The sequence below is a fragment of the Mucilaginibacter sp. BGA-UO-ETr-C110 genome (assembly GCF_059567985.1).
In genome coordinates this window covers 64470-81966 of record NZ_JCAQPB010000001.1, presented here as the reverse complement: position 1 = coordinate 81966, position 17497 = coordinate 64470, and the positions used below count along the sequence as shown (strand labels likewise).

The following is a 17497-nucleotide window of genomic DNA, read 5'->3' as shown; positions in this document are numbered from 1 at the left end:
CCTCGCAATGACGCGTTTTTTTCAAATTCCCTCTTTCCGCCGAAGGCGAAGAGAGGGATGTCGAGCGTAGCGATGACAGGGTGAGTCAAAACCACTTGCTAATCAACACCTACATTTTGACTTTTTATTTTTGAATTTTGACTTATTCAATGCAGCACCTTTGGTCTTTCCCTTTTTACTGGTGTTAAATAGTTATTATCGGTTAGCCAGTCGGCCATGCGCTGCGGCCAGGTGTTGATAGATTGCAGTTTGGACCGGTTACCCATGTTAAAACCATGACTGCCCTGGGTGTACAAATGCACCTCTACCGGTATTTTGGCAGTCCGGTACGCGTTCAACAGTTTCACTATCGGGAGCGAGCAGCAAGGATCATCATTGGCAGCCAGCAAAAAGGCAGGAGGAGCATCAGCAGGCAGCACATCGGGTACATACAGCGGCCCGGGATATATCTGGATCACAAAATTTGGCCGGGCATTCAACCGGTCTACCGGATCAGGCGCATTTGAATCACCTTTACCCGGACCATAGGCCACCATATCCACCACTTCGCCACCGGCCGAAAAACCCATCATCCCTATGCGGTTGGTATCCAAACCATACTCAGCGGCTTTGCTGCGCACCAGGCGCATAGCCCGGTAACCATCCTGCTTGGCATGTACATCAATTTTATAAGGCGATAGCGTATCCCTGCCCAAACGGTATTTCAGTACAAAAACGGTTATGCCCAGGTTGCTCAGGTATTTACCCGGCTCTATCCCCTCGGCGGTATAAACCAGCAAACGGTGACCGCCGCCCGGGCATACCACAATAGCCGCGCCGTTGGCTTTACCCGCCGGTGGCGCAAAAACTGTAAGCGATGGATTGTGGATGTTTTTCACCCAATAATCTTTAGCCTGCTCCGGCTCATTACGGCGGTTCTCGAAACCCGGCGCACCTTTTGGCCAAAGCGGTATCACGGTTGGTTTATCCTGCGCCATCATGCCCATGGGCAAGCTCAGCAGCAGGTATAAGTAAATGATTAGTTTGGTTTGCATGCTTAAATTTAGGTATTTTAACCAAAAAACCGTCATTGCGAGGTACGAAGACAACCGACTGGAGGGAGCTCATTAATACCGATAAAAACAATCAAAAGATTAATAATCTCTATGCTATACAGGGCGAATAGAACAGTTTAAACTTTGAATGCCCCACCTGCTTACGTAGAGATTGCTTCGTACCTCGCAATGACGGTTTTCTTAATATGCAGCCCGCACCTTCTTCATAACCCAAAAGTCATAATATACCATATACCTTTAAATACCCTAAACTTTTACGAAATTAGAGTGTTCATAACAAGTGGACTATGAACTTTCACCCTTGAACTAATTAAATACGCTATGGCTAACTTCCAGGAAATTATAGCATCTGAAACCCCTGTACTGGTCGATTTTTCGGCCGAGTGGTGCGGCCCCTGTAAAATGATGCCGCCGATATTGCAGGATGTAAAACACGCCCTTGGCGACAAGGTAAAAATCCTGAAAATAGATATCGACAAAAACCCCTCGGCAGCCAACGCTTATAAAATACAAAGCGTGCCTACCCTCATGATATTTCAAAAAGGGCAAACCAAATGGCGGCAAAGTGGGGTGATACAGGCCCGGCAATTACAACAGGCGGTTGAGCAGTTTATATAACCCCGGCCCTCTCCAAAGGAGAGGGAGTTAAAAACTAAGATGTGCTAAGTAAAGTCCTCTCCTTTGGAGAGGATTTAGGAGAGGTTTATTAAAGCAATATAATTATGGCAACTATCGAAAGCATCCAGAACGCGTATATTGATTATGTACTGACCGAAGGCGCGCAGCCCAAATCGGTTTACATTTTTGCCAAACAGAACGAAATGACCGAGGCTGAGTTTTACCAGTTCTTTGGCTCATTTGAGGCGGTTGAACAAAACATCTGGGCCGATTTTGCCCGCAAAACTTTAACGGAGACGCGTGGACAGGAAGTTTGGGCCGGATACAGCGCCCGCGAAAAAGCCCTATCCTTCTTTTATGGTTTCTTCGAACTGATCAAAAACAGCCGCAGTTTTGCCATTTACACCATTAACAAACAGCCCAAAGGGTTTACTACGCCCCGTGTGTTTGAACAGCTGAAAGATATTTACGAAAACTTTGCCGACGAGATACTGAAAGAAGGTCTGGAATCATCAGAACTGAGCGACCGTAAATTTTTCAGCAAACGCTATAAAGACGCTTTATGGGTACAATTTGTGTTTGTACTTAACTTTTGGGTGAATGATAATTCGGCCGGGTTCGAGAAAACTGATGAAGCCATTGAAAAAGGTGTTAACGTAACGTTCGACCTGTTCCAGCGCTCACCTATCGACAACCTGTTTGAGTATGGCAAGTTCCTGGTTAAAAACGGTGGTATAAAGGATAAGATGGGATTTTAACATTACCTATGGTAGATGAAAATGATAAAGTCGCCCCTGGCGGGGGAGATCCGATAGCTATCGGATTAAAAGGAGATGGGGGCACTCCCGAACAAAACAGCATGCCCACCACCAAAGTACAGCGTTCGGCCAAATTTGTTACCACAGGCATTAAAATCGGCGGTAATTATATTAAGCATTATTCTAAAAAGTTGTTCAACCCGGATATGGACAAGTCCGAACTGAACGAGGATAATGCTGCGGACATTTATAAATCATTAAGCGAGCTCAAAGGCAGCGCCCTCAAAGTGGCGCAAATGCTCAGCATGGATAAAAATCTGCTACCGCAGGCCTATGTAGATAAGTTCACCCAATCGCAATACAATGCGCCACCGCTTTCGGGGCCGCTGATCGTGCAAACCTTTAGAAAATACTTCGGCAAAAACCCCGATCAGATCTTTGATAAATTCAATATCCGCTCTACCAATGCCGCCTCTATTGGCCAGGTTCACCAGGCCGAGCTGAATGGTAAAAAACTGGCGGTTAAGATCCAGTATCCCGGTGTGGGCGATTCTATCTCGTCTGATCTGAAACTGGTAAAACCCTTTGCCTTCCGGATGCTGGGTATGAGCGAGCGCGAATTAGATATTTATATGCGGGAGGTAGAAGAACGCCTGCTGGAAGAAACCGATTACGAGCTGGAAGTGCGCCGCTCCATCGAATTTTCGACCGCCTGTGCCAACCTGGATAATATTGTATTCCCGAAATATTATCCCGAACTAAGCAGCAAACGCATCATCACGATGGACTGGCTCGAGGGTAAACACCTGCGCGAGTTTCTGGCCACCAACCCCTCGCAGGAGCTGCGTAACCAGATAGGCCAAGCCCTGTGGGATTTTTACAATTTTCAGCAGCATGAACTACGTGCTGTACATGCCGATCCGCATCCCGGTAACTTCATGATCACCCCCGATGGTAAACTGGGTGTTATTGACTTTGGCTGCATCAAAGAGATGCCCGAGGATTTTTATTATCCCTTCTTCTCCCTTACATCCACCAATTTGCTGGATAATAAAACCGAGACCATCAAGGCTTTCCGTCAGCTGGATATGATCCACAAGGATGATACCCCGGCGCAGATCGAGTTTTTTTATACCCAGTTCCGCGAAATGATAGAGCTGTTTGCCATGCCTTACATCCATAATCATTTTGATTTTAGCCAGACAGCCTTTTTCGACCAGCTGTACCGCTTTGGCGAACGTTTATCCAAACTACCCGAGTTTAAACAAGCCCGCGGCGTAAAGCATTTTATCTACGTAAACCGTACCAACTTTGGCCTGTACAATATCCTGCATGAGTTAAAAGCCGAGGTTAAAACCGATACATTTAAGCCGCACGTGGTGCTGGAGTATTAATTTTTTGAGTTGGCAGTTTCCGGTTAGCGGATAGCAGTAATTTTAATTAAATTACCTGCAGAAAATGAGCTCAAAAGAATTTAAAAAGATCATTATAGATCAATTGGCGTTTACGCTTAAACCCCTCGGATTTAAGCGCAAGGGCAACATCTTTAGCCATATAACACCCGATCTTACTTATTATATCAGCTTGCAAAGCAGTCAAAGCTCTACAGCAAACCAATTAAAGATCACGCTGAATACCGAGATCTTTTCCTCAAAGCTCTATAAACTTTCCGATTCATAACTCCCTCCTGAACACACCCGGCATTATCACCAACGCATCGGTCGGTTCATGGATAAACCTAATGATAAATGGTGGCTGATCGACAGTAAAAAAAATGCTGTTTTAGCCGCGGAAGAGATCAATAACTTAGTTGCAAACAGGGTTATCCTTCAATTTGAAAAACTGAAATCGACGGATGATCTTTACCAAATGCTCAAAGATGGAAAATCGATGGGCCTTACCCAAGGCCAAATAAATTATTACCTTGAACTATTGAAAGAGTAATGATACCCGATAAAAAGCCAGGATAGTGCGATTCTTTCCATCCCGAGGGAGGGAACTGAAAAGATGATATGATTTGACTATCTCCGCAAATTTTCGTATATTTATGTATCACACAGCCCGCTTGTCTTTTCATCAGACAAACGGGCTATTTTGTTAAGAGTCAAAAGGGAACAAAAACTAACCTTTTTCAGTTTAATTAATTGACTATCAATAGTTTAATACTTTTTAAAGTTTTCAAAACGCATCAAAATCGTGTTAAAATTTGTTAAAAAGTGTTAAAATCGATGTTTTTTGAGTGATTTTTGACCAGTTTTCAACCGTTTTTGCGTGGAAAAGTGTTAAAATTAAAGGTTTAAAAAGTTTTTCCATATCAAACTCGTCCGGAGTTGTAACATTGTTTTCAATAATTTAGTTTAGCATTCAAATTAATCAAACGCACATGCCATTACTTGAAAATACCTTTGTTCACCATGTACATTTTTGGCTTAAAAATAAAGCCGATAAAGACAAACTTATAGAGGGCTTAAATCTGCTGAAACCCATTGCTCATATCCGCGATATCCATATTGGTATACCCGCCGATACCAATCGCGATGTAATCGACCGTTCATACGATGTTTCCCTGTTGCTCCTGTTTAATACACCCGAGGCTCAGGCCGCTTACCAGATAGACCCTACTCATATTATTTTTGCCGAACAGTATGCTAAGCCACTGTGTGCCAAAGTAGTTGTATCTGATAGTGTAAACATATAGCCGTTTGTTCAAACATATTATGGTAAAGGCTGCGTAATTTTAAAACACCAAACCTTTTTTATTGTTGCCCATAAATGAAGGTTTTACTTGCCGGTGCTAATGGTTATGTAGGAATGAGGCTGATCCCCATTTTATTGGAGAAAGGTCATGAAGTTGTTTGCCTGGTAAGTGATAAAAAGCGTTTTCAGGAACGTACCAACTTTGGTCATCGCGTTACCCTTATTACCGGCGATCTGTTACGGGAGCAAAGTATAGAAGCCTTTCCTGCAGATATTGAGGTGGCCTATTACCTGGTACATTCCATGAATCAATCGCAGGGTTTTGCTGCGCTGGAGGCCCTGTCGGCATATAACTTTGTACACGCGCTTGATCAGACAGGTTGCCGCCAAACCATATTTTTAAGTGGCATCAGCAACGGTAAAAGTCAGTCTAAGCATCTCGAATCGCGCAAACATGTAGAGGATGTATTAAAAGAGGGTAAATCGGCTTTAACCATTTTACGGGCAGCTATCATCATTGGCTCGGGCAGCGTGTCGTTCGAGATCATTCGTGATCTTACCGAAAAATTACCGGTGATGACCGTGCCAGGCTGGGTAAATTCCCGCTGCCAGCCCATAGCTATACGCGACGTACTAACCTACCTGGAAAGCGTGATGCTGAATGAGAAAACCTTTAACCGGAGCTTTGACATCGGCGGACCTGATATTTTAACTTTTAAAGAAATGATACTGGGCTATGCCCAAATACGTCAACTTAAAAGGCACATCATCACCATCCCGTTCCTGCCTTCAGGAATATTAGCGTACTGGCTTAGTCGCACTAATTCCTTTGATTACGCTGCTACCCGAAACCTGGGCAGCAGTCTAAAGAGCGAAATTATTATGCATGATCATTCTATCCAGGATCTTGTACCCAGCCAATGTTTAACTTATAAAGAATCCTTGCTTTTAGCTATAAACCACATACAGGCAGAAAACAATGAGTAAGAACATTCTTATCACAGGCGCGTCGGGCTCAGTAGGCAGGCGACTTACGGGCGTACTGCTTGAAAAGGGTTATCAGGTAAGTGCCTTGAGTCGCACTTCGGGACAAAACTCCACTGTTAAAACCTTTATATGGGATGTTAATCGAGGTATTATTGATGAACACTGTATTGAGGGGATAGATACCATAATACACCTTGCCGGGGCAGGCATAGCCGAAAAGCGGTGGACGGATGCGCGTAAAAAGGAACTGATCAATAGCCGTACCAAGTCGATCGGTCTGATATATGATCTGCTAAAGACCAGGGAACATCAGGTAACCTCGGTGATCTCTGCAGCCGCCATCGGCTATTACAGCAACCGCGGTGATGAATTGATGACAGAAGATAGCACGCCTAATACCGACTTTATGGCCCATTGCTGTGTTGAATGGGAAGATGCTATTGATGAAGGCCAAAAGCTGGGTTTACGTATCGTAAAATTCCGTACAGGTGTGGTGTTGGATAAAGATGGCGGCGCGCTGCCTACACTGGCCAAACCTATAAAGTTGTATGTAGGCTCGCCCATAGGTAATGGTCACCAATGGATCCCCTGGATACACTGGCAGGATGTGGTGGATATGTATGTATATGGTATCGAAAATACCGCTGTTAACGGCATTTATAATATGGTAGCGCCAAATCCGGTTACTAACGCACAACTAACCCAGGCTGTTGCCAAACAATTAAACAAACCGCTTTGGGCTCCAAACGTACCTGCTTTTGTATTAAAACTGATGCTTGGAGAAATGAGCACCATTGTTTTAGGGAGTACCAAAGTTTCGGCACAAAAGATCCAGAACACCGGGTTCAGGTTTAAATTCACGGAAGTGTCTGCAGCGCTAAAAGAAATCTATGGATAAAAAAAATCCGGTAAGCATTTTCTGGTTTCGCCGTGACCTGCGCCTACATGACAATGCAGGCTTATACCACGCCTTAAAAAGCGGTACCCCGGTATTACCTCTCTTTATTTTTGATAAAGAGATACTGGACGATCTGGAAGACAAGGATGATGCCCGCGTAACCTTTATCCACCAAACCATTGAGCAACTGGATAAAGAACTGCATCAACTGGGCAGCAGTTTATGGGTAATACATGACAAAGCCGCACAGGCATGGGATAATATTATTCAAGCGTATAATATTACTGCTGTTTATACCAATCATGATTATGAACCTTATGCTATAAAACGCGATAATGCCGTAAAAGAAAAACTAAACAAGCATGGCATTGAGCTAAGAGCTTTTAAAGACCAGGTGATTTTTGAGAAGGAAGAAGTTATTAAGGATGACGGCAAACCCTATACAGTTTATACGCCCTATCAGCGCAAATGGTATAGCTTGCTGAAACCATTTTACTTAAAACCTTATCCCACCGAAAAATACCTGAAAAATCTGGCTAAAACTAAAGCCCTCCCTATCCCATCCCTGAAAGAAATGGGATTTGAGAAAAATACCGTTCCTTTCCCTGATCAGGAATATAAGGATGTGATCAGTGATTATAAGGCAAAAAGGGACTTCCCGGCTATTAAAGGCACATCCCGTATCAGTTTACATTTGCGCTTTGGTACAGTAAGCATCCGGGAATTAGCGCAAACAGCTTATGCTGATCCTGATAAAACCTGGCTGAATGAGCTGATATGGCGGGAGTTTTATATGATGATCCTGTACCATTTCCCCCATACGATGAATCATGCATTTCGGCCGGAATATGACCGGATTAAATGGCTGAACAATGAAATACAATTTAAGGCCTGGTGCGGTGGGCAAACGGGTTATCCCATTGTAGACGCGGGTATGCGGGAGTTAAATACCACGGGCTTTATGCATAACCGTGTACGCATGATCGTAGCTAGTTTTTTAAGTAAGCACCTGTTGATAGACTGGCGATGGGGCGAACACTATTTTGCCCGCAAACTACTTGATTATGAAATGGCCAGCAATGTAGGTGGCTGGCAATGGGCCGCGGGCTCAGGCACGGATGCGGCCCCATATTTTCGCATATTTAGCCCTGATGCGCAAACCAAAAAATTCGACCCACAATTACAATACATTAAAAAATGGGTCCCGGAATATGCCGATTTTAGCAAATATCCGAAACCCATTGTTGATCACGCCATTGCACGTGAGCGTTGTTTAAAAACTTTTAAAACTGCGCTAACTAAATAATTTATGGATTAGTAACTGTCGAAATGGTAAAATCAAAGGATAAACATACATTCGATCCTGTACCTGTAGTACCTGATTTCCCATAACCCAACCGGGAAGGTATAAGCATGGATACCGATGAGCCTGCTGTTTGTCCCATTAATGCTTCCTGCACACCTACTATCAGGCTACTAAGTCCGCCTGAAAAAGAAAATGGCGTGGTTAGGTCTGTAATCCCGGAGTTTTTGTTTTGTATTTCACTACTGTCGAATATAGCACCGTTTAACCATTTACCTGTATAGGTAGCTGTGAAGCTCAATGTTGATAAATCAAGCGCATCGGTACCCGTACCTGATTTATTTATTTTATAATACAAGCCTTTTCCGCGACCTGTTTTAACATGCGTATAAGTGGCTATTGCTATATTATTCCGTTTCGCATAATCATTAATCACATAATCGTCATAACCAGGGGTTTGATCATTAACATAATCCAGGTTTGAAATTACGTTTACATAATAGTCAAGGCATTGGTTACCCGCAACACGTGAATTGGTATTGCTTGCACTACCTGTACCCACACCATTAACGCCATAAGCTACACGCGATGGAACAAGAATCCGTGCTCTTGTACCTTTATATTTAACAACATTATAAAGGGCATATTGTAATCCTTTGGTGAAACCAATAATGTTACCACCTTGTGATACATGCCCCAGCAAACCTGCAAAATGCGCTAAATTAAGGGTATCTGTATTGATATACTTACCATCAAATGATTTTACCGACAGCACAAAGTTAACGCTATCTGAATACTGCATTGGTGTGCTGGTTGAGCCTTGTGAAAGTATCTGATAATATATACCGCTGGTATCACCATTAGATACATCCCTTTTCATACCAGTAAGCCCGTTTGCACTGATATAGTTTTGTATCTGGGTTTGATCGTATTGTGTGATATTGGGGTCGTTTGTTGTTTTGCGGCAGGATATTAAACCTATTGAGGTAATTAATAAGAGCGTAAAAAGTGTTTGTTTCATTTAAATTTGTTTGTTTTTTTAACTGCTAAAATGAAACTTGTGTAACATCAGTTTCATTTAGGTTATTTATTTTTTTGGCTCAATGGCAGTTTTATCTGCTATCCTTCCTTTGTTCTTTTTATTTTTAATTGATCACGTTATACAACTGTATATCAAAATCAAGTACCGAATTTGCCGGCAAATGTAGCGAATCCTGCGGAAACGGTCCATAAGCATATCTTGATGGGATAAATAGCCTGATCTTTCCATTCTTCTTGATCTTCGGTATCCCCAGTTGCCATCCCCTGATCACATCACTCAAACGGTATGAGGGATGAAAATCATTAGTTTGCGCAATCACCAGCTGCGATGTCAAAATTCGACCTGTATATCCAACAGTAACTTGTGTTGAGCTGGTGAACAAATCATTACCGCTTCCCTCCTCACCTGCTTTAATACTGTAAAAAACACCCGAAGTATCAATACGTTTAGCATTTAAGCCCGGATTAGCTGCCAGATAATCTGCTATGATCTTATCATCAATCGCTTTCTGCGCATTGTATTGAATCAAAGGGTCTGTCGTTTTTTTGCACGCGCCAAAACCAATAACAATCACGAATAAAGCTAACAGCGTCCTGTTCATTTTCAAAAGGCAAATTTATTCTTTTATAATAGAAAAACGGCAGCTTAACACTTTTTAACAATTAATAGCCCCATAAGCACGCCATCGCCCTATACTTAGGGCTTAATTTTTTGAATAAAACGTACAATTTAAGGTAAAAGTGTGGGCGCGATCATGGTTTATAGTTCAGCGTAAGCTTGTTGATCTTCTTAAGCATTTCGGTAAGATATTGCTTGTCGGCCTCGCTGATGTGTGAATCGAGGTAATTATTGAATTGTTTTACCACCGCACGGGCCTGATGACGTTTTTCTTTTCCCAGTTCGGTCAGATATATTTTAACCGAACGCTTATCACCCTGGTTCGATTCGCGATATATCAGCCCCGTTTTTTCCAGCTGACTAAGCATCCTGGACAAACTGGTTGATTTGAGGCCCAGCAATGCAGCAGCCTGCGAAACGGTAGTACCTTCCTTTTCGTCAATATTAATCAATAAATAGCCAATGGACTGGGTAATGCCAAATTCCGTAACCAACTGGTTATACCGGTTAGCAACCGTTTGCCATACTATCTTTAAAAAATAGTCAATCGTTTCCTGATGTTTAATGCTGTTTTGCATGCATACCAAACGTAAGAAATGCTTGTTGATTACGCAAATTTTAGTTGGTAGTTTTCAGTTGGCCGTAAGCAGTATTTATAATGCATACCAACTGCCCGCTACGAACTGCAAACTCAATAACCCATCTTCGTATCATCACCGCGCGGATCTGCTCCGCCCTGGTAGCCTTGCGGCGTTTTTAAAATAGCATCAACCCTGCCAATACCGCCTCTGCTATTTATTTTATAGCCTTTGCTTTGCAGTTTTATTATTGTTGCACTATCCAATGCGCCTTTTTCGACCGCTATTGCGTCGGGTAGCCACTGGTGATGGAAACGTTTGGATGCTACCGCCTGCTGCATATCCTGATCAAACTCGATCACATTAATAATGGTCTGAAAAACAGAAGTTATAATGGTTGATCCTCCGGGTGTACCTACCACCATCAATAATTTACCGTTTTTCTCAACAATAGTAGGTGTCATTGACGATAACATACGTTTGCCGGGTTGTATACTGTTGGCTTTCCCACCTACCAGTCCGTACATATTAGGCACGCCTGGTTTAGAGCTAAAATCGTCCATTTCATTGTTCAGCAAAAAACCCGCGCCCTTTACAAATATTTTTGAGCCATAACTATCATTTAAAGTTGTTGTGATGGATACTGCGTTACCGTCATGGTCAACAATGGAATAATGGGTGGTTTGATCGCTTTCGTAGCCTGCAAAGGTACCTGGCTGTATGCTGCTGCTTGGCGTGGCTGCATCCCAGCTAAAGTTGCTCATGCGCGATGTGATATAAGCGGGTTTCAGTAAACTATCCACTGGTACCTTGTAAAAATCAGGGTCGCCCATGTATTTGGAACGATCGGCATATACGCGGCGCTCCGCCTCAACAATCAATCTTATAGTAGAATCCTGATTATAGCCCCATCTCTTTAAAGGATATTTTTCAACCGACTGCAGCAGCTGTAATAATGCAATTCCTCCGCTTGACGGCGGTGGCATGGTAATAATTTTATATCCCTTATAGTTCCCGGTAACAGCCTTGCGCCAAACCGAATGGTAATTTTGCAGGTCGGCTTTGGATATCAGACCGTCACCTGCCTTCATTTCAGCAACTATCTGGTCGGCAACTATGCCATCATAAAACCCTTCGCGACCTTTATCACGTATTTGTTCCAGAGTTTTAGCCAGATCTTCCTGTACCAGGATATCGCCCTCATGCCATTCAGTATCTTTTATTAAATAAGCCTTGCCAGGATTTAATTTTTCAACCTGAGCCTTTATATGGTTTAATTCGGTAGCAAAACGCTGTGTTACCTTAAAGCCGTTACGCGCCAGATCGATAGCGGGCTGCAGCAGATCGGCCCATTTGAGTTTACCATACTTCTGATGAGCTTGTACCATGCCATCAACAGACCCGGGTACTCCGGATGCCTTATGGGTGTAAAGACTCATATTGGGTATCACGTTCCCTGCCGCATCCAAATACATATTGGCGCTGGCACCAGCCGGGCCCTTTTCTCTAAAGTCGAGTGTATTGGTTTCGCCGGTTTTTGAACGGTATACCATAAAGCCGCCGCCACCTATATTGCCGGCATCGGGATAGCTCACTGCCAGGGCAAACTGCACAGCAACTGCCGCGTCGACAGCGTTACCATCTTTTTTTAATATATCAAGCCCAACCTTCGCGGCATCCGGATAGGCACATACCACCATGCCGTTATAGTATGGGCCATTAATATTGGTTACCAGGCGTTTTTGTACACATCCTAACGGCACAAAAAACAGCGCCAACAAAACCATCCCCAGATATCTGTTTCTCTTTAGGTTGAAGTTATTCATTTTATCACAGTAAGATTATTTTACTAAAATAACCTATTTGCCCCTATAATACCATGCTTAAAAGTTCAATATTTAACACTGATTTTCAGCCTGATAAAATTTTCCGGGCATTGTTTTTTAATTAAAATGCCATAAAATTTCAAATCTGCCGTTTATTTGCAGGATATGTGCAAGTTGAAAAGCATAACCAAACGTGAGGTTTTGCAGGCACAGTAACAAAATTCATTAACTTAAAATCACTACATGAAAAAATTAGCTTACATTTTATTTCTCTCGGTTTCGTTCTTATTAATAGGTAAACGTTCGCAGGCACAGGATTACAAAACAGCAGTTGGATTAAAATTTGGCGCTTACGAAGTAGGCCCTTCCATAAAATACTTTATGGATAACAGCACCGCTTTGGAAGGTATCATCGGCATACGCGATCATGGTGTGGTAATAACCGGGTTATATGAAATACATCAGCAAGCCTTTGGTGTTGATAAGTTGAATTTTTACTATGGTTTTGGTGGTCACCTGGGATCGGTAGGCAGCGGTTATTACAAACGCATAGGCGGCGATGATGAATACTATAGCGGTAAACACATCCTGATTGGTGCTGACGCAACGCTTGGTCTTGAATATAAGATACCAACTGCTCCTATAGCCATCAGCCTTGACCTTAACCCACGCCTTGAACTGGCACGCGGCCCATTCTTTGACATAGCACCGGGTCTGGGATTAAAATATACTTTTTAATATAGCCAAAAGCTGAAGGCTTAAAGCAGAAAGCTTTGATTTGCATAATGCAGAGCTGACTCAATCTGCGCTTCGTTGAATCACCCTCCTCATCCTCTGTAGCAGGAATAGGGCTAAAAAACAAAAGGCTTCCTTGAAGATAACAAGGAGGCCTTTTGTTTTAAGTCCCTCTCCTTTGGAGAGGGGTTGGGGTAAGGCTTTTATCTGCTGATCACTATTTTACGGGCATAGATCTTTTGCCCCAGCAGTATTTTTACTACATAAATACCCGGTATCTGTGTGGACACATCAATCACCTTACTAAAATTTCCCTGCGGTATAGATTGCTTATCCAGGTATACCATTTGTCCGGCCGGATTGATCAATGATAATTTAAGATCGGCTGCACTTTTTGCCGCGAAGAGCACATTAAGCTGGCTGCTTGCCGGAACCGGAAATACCGTTAAACCAATCTCTGTAGCATCATCAGGTTTTTCAACCGTACGTGCATAGGTGTAAATATCAGACATTGCTACGCATCCACTGGATAAAGTATCCGCTACCTGGTAATCACCGCTTTGCAATGGGTCATAGGTTTTTCCTGTAGCCCCGGTTATTACCTTGCCATTTAAAAACCACTGATTGCCCGTTGCAAAATTTGAACTTAAGGTATTGTTAGTTTGTGTAATAACGGGTTTGGACAAACTAACCGGTTGCCGCGCAGCCGATACACAACCCAGGCTTTGTACCTTAATATCATAAAAATAATAATAGAAGTTTTTATAATAATCGGCATCCGGAGGGCCATCGGGTGTAGCGTTATTACCGGTAATACTAAATATATCACCTATGCTGAAGGGATACCCTTTTACCCCGCCATTGCTCCGGTAGATGGTAGCCGTAGCATCAAATGCCGCTGATATGGTATAATTACCTGCTGCGGGTAATTCCAGATTAAGGCTGTATACCTTCCCCTGGTCATTAGGATCATCTGCTTGTTCGCCGGGTTGCGGGTTGGTTCGGGTAGCCTGGGCATCAATAGTTGTGGTTGATACCGTTTGCCCATTACTGTTATTTACATTAAAAGTTATTTTCCCCGAATTACCAATATATAAACGGGCGCTTTGAATAAGCATTGGAACCTTGGTACTTACAGTTACTCCCGGGGTAAACTGGTTATAACCACCTGCTGTAAAAACGCTTTTAGTAGCAGGCCCAACAGATCCCTTAAAATCATTTATACCTGCGTAATAGTTATTATTTACCGGCGGCTGCGCGGTAGTGGCCGCTGAGCCATACGCTATCGGAATAACATCATTTATATTTTGATACCACAGTAACGTACCATCGCCCGAACCTGATAACAGGTACTGTTTACTATCGGTACAATAATAAGCACTCAGGTTGCCAATTAAGGCCGGAGTATTGATGGCCACAGTGGCCGTTACCGTATTATTAGCCACAACCGGGTCGTTGGCCAGGTTACTGGTAGCCGTAATAGTATAAGTGGCACCGGCTACGGCATTAAACTGCTGGCTAAAGGTGAAGTTATCCTCAACCAAGGGCTGCAATGTTGCCGTATACGTTTCTGTATAGGTGGTTTTAGTATTGTCCGGCGCGGTAATGGTAACCGTAACCGGGATATTGGTAATAGGCGCGCTACCAAAGTTTTTAAGCCTGATGGTAACCGGTGTACTTGCAGAACATGAACCGCTTGAGCCGGGGTTAACAATAGCTACTACACCGGCATCAATACTGGTTTGTAAAAACTGTACCCGGTAATCCTGTGTTTCGCCCTTGGCATAGCTGCCACAGGCTTTTATGGTCGCGGTATCACTTGTTTCAGTCAGTACTACACGCATCAGGCTGTAATTACCTGGTATTACAGATCCCGGCACTTTAATATTGGCATTCAACGTTCCGGTACCGTTAATCACAGTGGTAGTAGCCGCCAGTTCATTGCTGTCAAAAACACCGTTACCATTCCAGTCGACAAATACTTTAGCAGCCTTGTTAAAATTACCGCCACAGGTACCCAGGGTAATACTCAAAGGATAGGTTTTAGCCTGCTCCAGTTGAACGGTCAAATTGGTATAATCCGAATAACTTTTGCAACCGGCAGCGGGGGTGTTGTTGATGTTTGATAACGTCAGATTATTAATCCGGGAATCGGCATTGGAAAGCGGGGCCGAAGCGCAATAGGCAGTTCCGCCGGCACCGGTAACAATAAGCGAATATGCCTGCGGCCCCTGTTTTAGGGTTCCTTTGTGCGATACGGTAATGGTATAGCTTTTACCAGGAGTAGTGTTGGGAATATAAACCTGTTCTATATTATCCCTGATATTATCGCCTGTAGTAGCAGGCGAGGCGGGTGCATCCGGGTTTAAAACCCAGGCATTGTAGGTAGTTGTACCATCGCTGATCTTGATATCAAGGTCGTTGATCAGTTTTGGTGTACGGCTGTTGATCGTTCCATCAGCATTGGGTGTCCCTTCAGGATCTGTCCATGATATGGTGGCTGCCAACACATCGTCGCCTGAGGCCACAATATTAAAGGTTTGTTTTTGGCCTTGTTGTAAGGAATTTTCACTAATGAGGCTTTTTGTTCCATTATCGGTTATGGCCTGAGCCGCTTTTTTCATATCCAGTAAACCCCATCCATAAATATAATCGGGGCCAACATTGCCGGCGTCAAAAGCGGTTTGACATACTAAACCTTTTAACGTAGCCGCCCGCATAAAGGCACCGTTATTCTTTTGAGCATAATACTCCTGCAGCAAATACAATGAACCGGTAATATTTGGCGCAGCCATTGACGTACCCGAAAGCGTAAGGTATGCGGTAGGATTAGCTACTCCAACAGATAATACATTTACCCCGTTGCCCACAATATCGGGTTTGATACGACCGTCATCCGTAGGCCCCCAACTACTAAAAAAGGCGCTGCTGATATCCTGCCGGTTGCTTGGCCCATATGGTAATGGATTGATGGCGCCAACGGTAAGTATATTTTTGGCATTGCCTGTAGTACTGATAATATCATAACCCTTATTATCACTGATACCGGCCGGTCTTGGGCCTTTGTCAACCAGCGTTTGATCGGTTTTACTTTTGTAGCCATAATAGTCGGCCCCTACAGCCGGGCCATTGCTTGATCGGGCGTTACCTGCCGACTCCACAATGAGGTAATAGGGTGCGTTATAGGCTATTTTGTCCCATGACTGGGCACGGGTATCGTAAAAGCCAAAAGTATAATCAACCGAGTCGCCAGGCAGGCCGTACCACTCCCAGTGGTTATCGGTATCGTTAAAATTCCAGCCCGCCTCATCTCCATAGGAATGGTTGGATAATAACAGGCCCGATGCCGCAGCACTCATTTCGGCTACGTCATTATTAAAATCATATGATTGCAGGGTGGCTGTGTTAAAGGCCATTCCCCTGGCCGGCGCGTATATTCCCCGGGCTATCATGGTACCGGCCACATGCGTGGTATGATCAAGCACCGACGCACCGTCTTTAATGGTGATAGTTTTACCGGCAAACTCCTGGTGGGCCGTATATACCGAGCCGCCATCCCAGATGGCCAGCTTATTATTCAAAAATGTACTGGAGCCCGATAAATTAAGACCAAGCGAGCCACCCGGCTGCACAGCATTGGTACCGGTTGTAGCTGCCGATGTAGTATTATTATGGGTGATGAGATAAACAGGAAAACCTAAAGCGTTAACGCCCTGTAGCGATACCAGATTACCGTTTCTGGTATGGCGCTGAACCCGCCATCCCCGGCTTGCGGCCAGCGACAAAGCCTGTTTACGGCTGGCATCATAAGTACTGCGCAATTGGGTTGAAAAGCGTGTTAGTTCGGCACGTTTGGCATCGGTTACCAGCGCTTGTTGGGCAAAAGTGCTGGCTGTTGCACACAGCAATAAAAAACATATACAAATTGCTGCGTAAGATTTATTCATAGATCTGAGATATAGGCATTTTTACAGCCCTAAATCTATAAATATTCCTTTAGTTATTAAAGCACAACTCGATGAAAGCTTATTAAATATCGATATATAATACAACCTATTTTGAAAAACCTGATTTGAGGGAACTCATATCGAATAATGAATTTGGAATATCCAACATCGAAATCATTATTCAACATTCGGTGCCCGATATTTAATACTTCATCAACCCTTATTTAATGACATGGGATACTTAATTTTATGGTTGTCACTGTAAACCCACTTTATTGGGGTAATAAATATTAAATATTTGATTGTCAATAAATTAAATAAATGTAAACCATAAAAAGTGTAAACCATGTAAACCCACCTTCTAATAAAAAAATTCACTGATAATTGACCGGTGAATATTCGCGGTATACCGGCTTTTGGCAAACTTATTTTAAG

The 17497-nt window shown here is 43.4% G+C and carries 16 protein-coding genes; 10 read left to right on the top strand and 6 right to left on the bottom strand.

The genetic code is table 11. The features are described from left to right. Window positions 1-146: 146 nt before the first annotated feature. Window positions 147-1034, bottom strand: a complete 888-nt coding sequence (locus AC57BQ_RS00350) for an alpha/beta hydrolase (RefSeq protein ID WP_496404408.1) — start codon at window positions 1032-1034, stop codon at window positions 147-149. A 342-nt stretch (window positions 1035-1376) separates the two neighbouring features. Here AC57BQ_RS00350 and trxA point away from each other — a divergent pair, with 342 nt between their 5' ends. From trxA to AC57BQ_RS00305, 9 genes are all read left to right on the top strand, one after another. Next, a complete protein-coding gene (trxA, locus tag AC57BQ_RS00345) occupies window positions 1377-1673 on the top strand; it encodes a thioredoxin (protein WP_090462669.1) in 297 nt (98 codons plus the stop codon). A 104-nt stretch (window positions 1674-1777) separates the two neighbouring features. Then, a complete protein-coding gene (locus tag AC57BQ_RS00340) occupies window positions 1778-2431 on the top strand; it encodes a TetR family transcriptional regulator C-terminal domain-containing protein (protein ID WP_496404407.1) in 654 nt (217 codons plus the stop codon). Between the two features lie 8 nt (window positions 2432-2439). Then, on the top strand, window positions 2440-3825 hold the full coding sequence (locus AC57BQ_RS00335) for an ABC1 kinase family protein (protein ID WP_496404406.1): 1386 nt from the start codon (window positions 2440-2442) through the stop codon (window positions 3823-3825). A 64-nt stretch (window positions 3826-3889) separates the two neighbouring features. Beyond that, complete coding sequence (locus tag AC57BQ_RS00330) at window positions 3890-4111, top strand: DUF4304 domain-containing protein (protein WP_496404405.1); 222 nt, start codon at window positions 3890-3892, stop codon at window positions 4109-4111. Window positions 4112-4159: 48 nt separating this feature from the next. Beyond that, the gene (locus AC57BQ_RS00325) at window positions 4160-4375 is read left to right on the top strand and encodes a hypothetical protein (RefSeq protein WP_496404404.1); all 216 of its coding nucleotides are present in this window, start codon (window positions 4160-4162) and stop codon (window positions 4373-4375) included. 439 nt (window positions 4376-4814) lie between these two features. Continuing rightward, window positions 4815-5129 carry a Dabb family protein gene (locus AC57BQ_RS00320; RefSeq protein WP_496404403.1) on the top strand — a complete coding sequence of 105 codons (315 nt, stop codon included), beginning with the start codon at window positions 4815-4817 and terminating at the stop codon, window positions 5127-5129. A gap of 74 nt (window positions 5130-5203) precedes the next feature. Further along, window positions 5204-6115 (top strand): NAD(P)H-binding protein, encoded by a 912-nt coding sequence (locus AC57BQ_RS00315; RefSeq protein WP_496404402.1) that lies wholly within the window; start codon window positions 5204-5206, stop codon window positions 6113-6115. Next, a complete protein-coding gene (locus AC57BQ_RS00310; RefSeq protein WP_496404401.1) occupies window positions 6108-7013 on the top strand; it encodes a TIGR01777 family oxidoreductase in 906 nt (301 codons plus the stop codon). The genes AC57BQ_RS00315 and AC57BQ_RS00310 overlap by 8 nt, the downstream gene beginning before the upstream one ends. After that, on the top strand, window positions 7006-8319 hold the full coding sequence (locus tag AC57BQ_RS00305) for a cryptochrome/photolyase family protein (protein ID WP_496404400.1): 1314 nt from the start codon (window positions 7006-7008) through the stop codon (window positions 8317-8319). Before AC57BQ_RS00310 ends, AC57BQ_RS00305 begins: the two co-directional genes overlap by 8 nt. 1 nt (window position 8320) lies before the next feature. Here the strand turns inward: AC57BQ_RS00305 and AC57BQ_RS00300 are convergent, their stop codons facing one another. The 4 genes from AC57BQ_RS00300 to ggt form a co-directional block, all read right to left on the bottom strand. Then, window positions 8321-9337, bottom strand: coding sequence for an FKBP-type peptidyl-prolyl cis-trans isomerase (locus AC57BQ_RS00300; RefSeq protein WP_496404399.1), 1017 nt, complete (start codon window positions 9335-9337; stop codon window positions 8321-8323). A 124-nt stretch (window positions 9338-9461) separates the two neighbouring features. After that, window positions 9462-9959 carry an FKBP-type peptidyl-prolyl cis-trans isomerase gene (locus AC57BQ_RS00295; RefSeq protein WP_496404398.1) on the bottom strand — a complete coding sequence of 166 codons (498 nt, stop codon included), beginning with the start codon at window positions 9957-9959 and terminating at the stop codon, window positions 9462-9464. A 151-nt stretch (window positions 9960-10110) separates the two neighbouring features. After that, window positions 10111-10542 (bottom strand): MarR family winged helix-turn-helix transcriptional regulator, encoded by a 432-nt coding sequence (locus AC57BQ_RS00290; RefSeq protein ID WP_175614176.1) that lies wholly within the window; start codon window positions 10540-10542, stop codon window positions 10111-10113. 125 nt (window positions 10543-10667) lie between these two features. Continuing rightward, the gene (gene ggt, locus AC57BQ_RS00285; protein WP_496404397.1) at window positions 10668-12380 is read right to left on the bottom strand and encodes a gamma-glutamyltransferase; all 1713 of its coding nucleotides are present in this window, start codon (window positions 12378-12380) and stop codon (window positions 10668-10670) included. 243 nt (window positions 12381-12623) lie between these two features. Here ggt and AC57BQ_RS00280 point away from each other — a divergent pair, with 243 nt between their 5' ends. Next, window positions 12624-13118 (top strand): hypothetical protein, encoded by a 495-nt coding sequence (locus AC57BQ_RS00280; RefSeq protein ID WP_370996247.1) that lies wholly within the window; start codon window positions 12624-12626, stop codon window positions 13116-13118. Window positions 13119-13318: 200 nt separating this feature from the next. On the opposite strand, the gene AC57BQ_RS00275 is transcribed toward AC57BQ_RS00280, so the two are convergent. Next, on the bottom strand, window positions 13319-17062 hold the full coding sequence (locus AC57BQ_RS00275) for a S8 family serine peptidase (protein WP_496404396.1): 3744 nt from the start codon (window positions 17060-17062) through the stop codon (window positions 13319-13321). Between the last annotated feature and the right edge of the window lie 435 nt (window positions 17063-17497).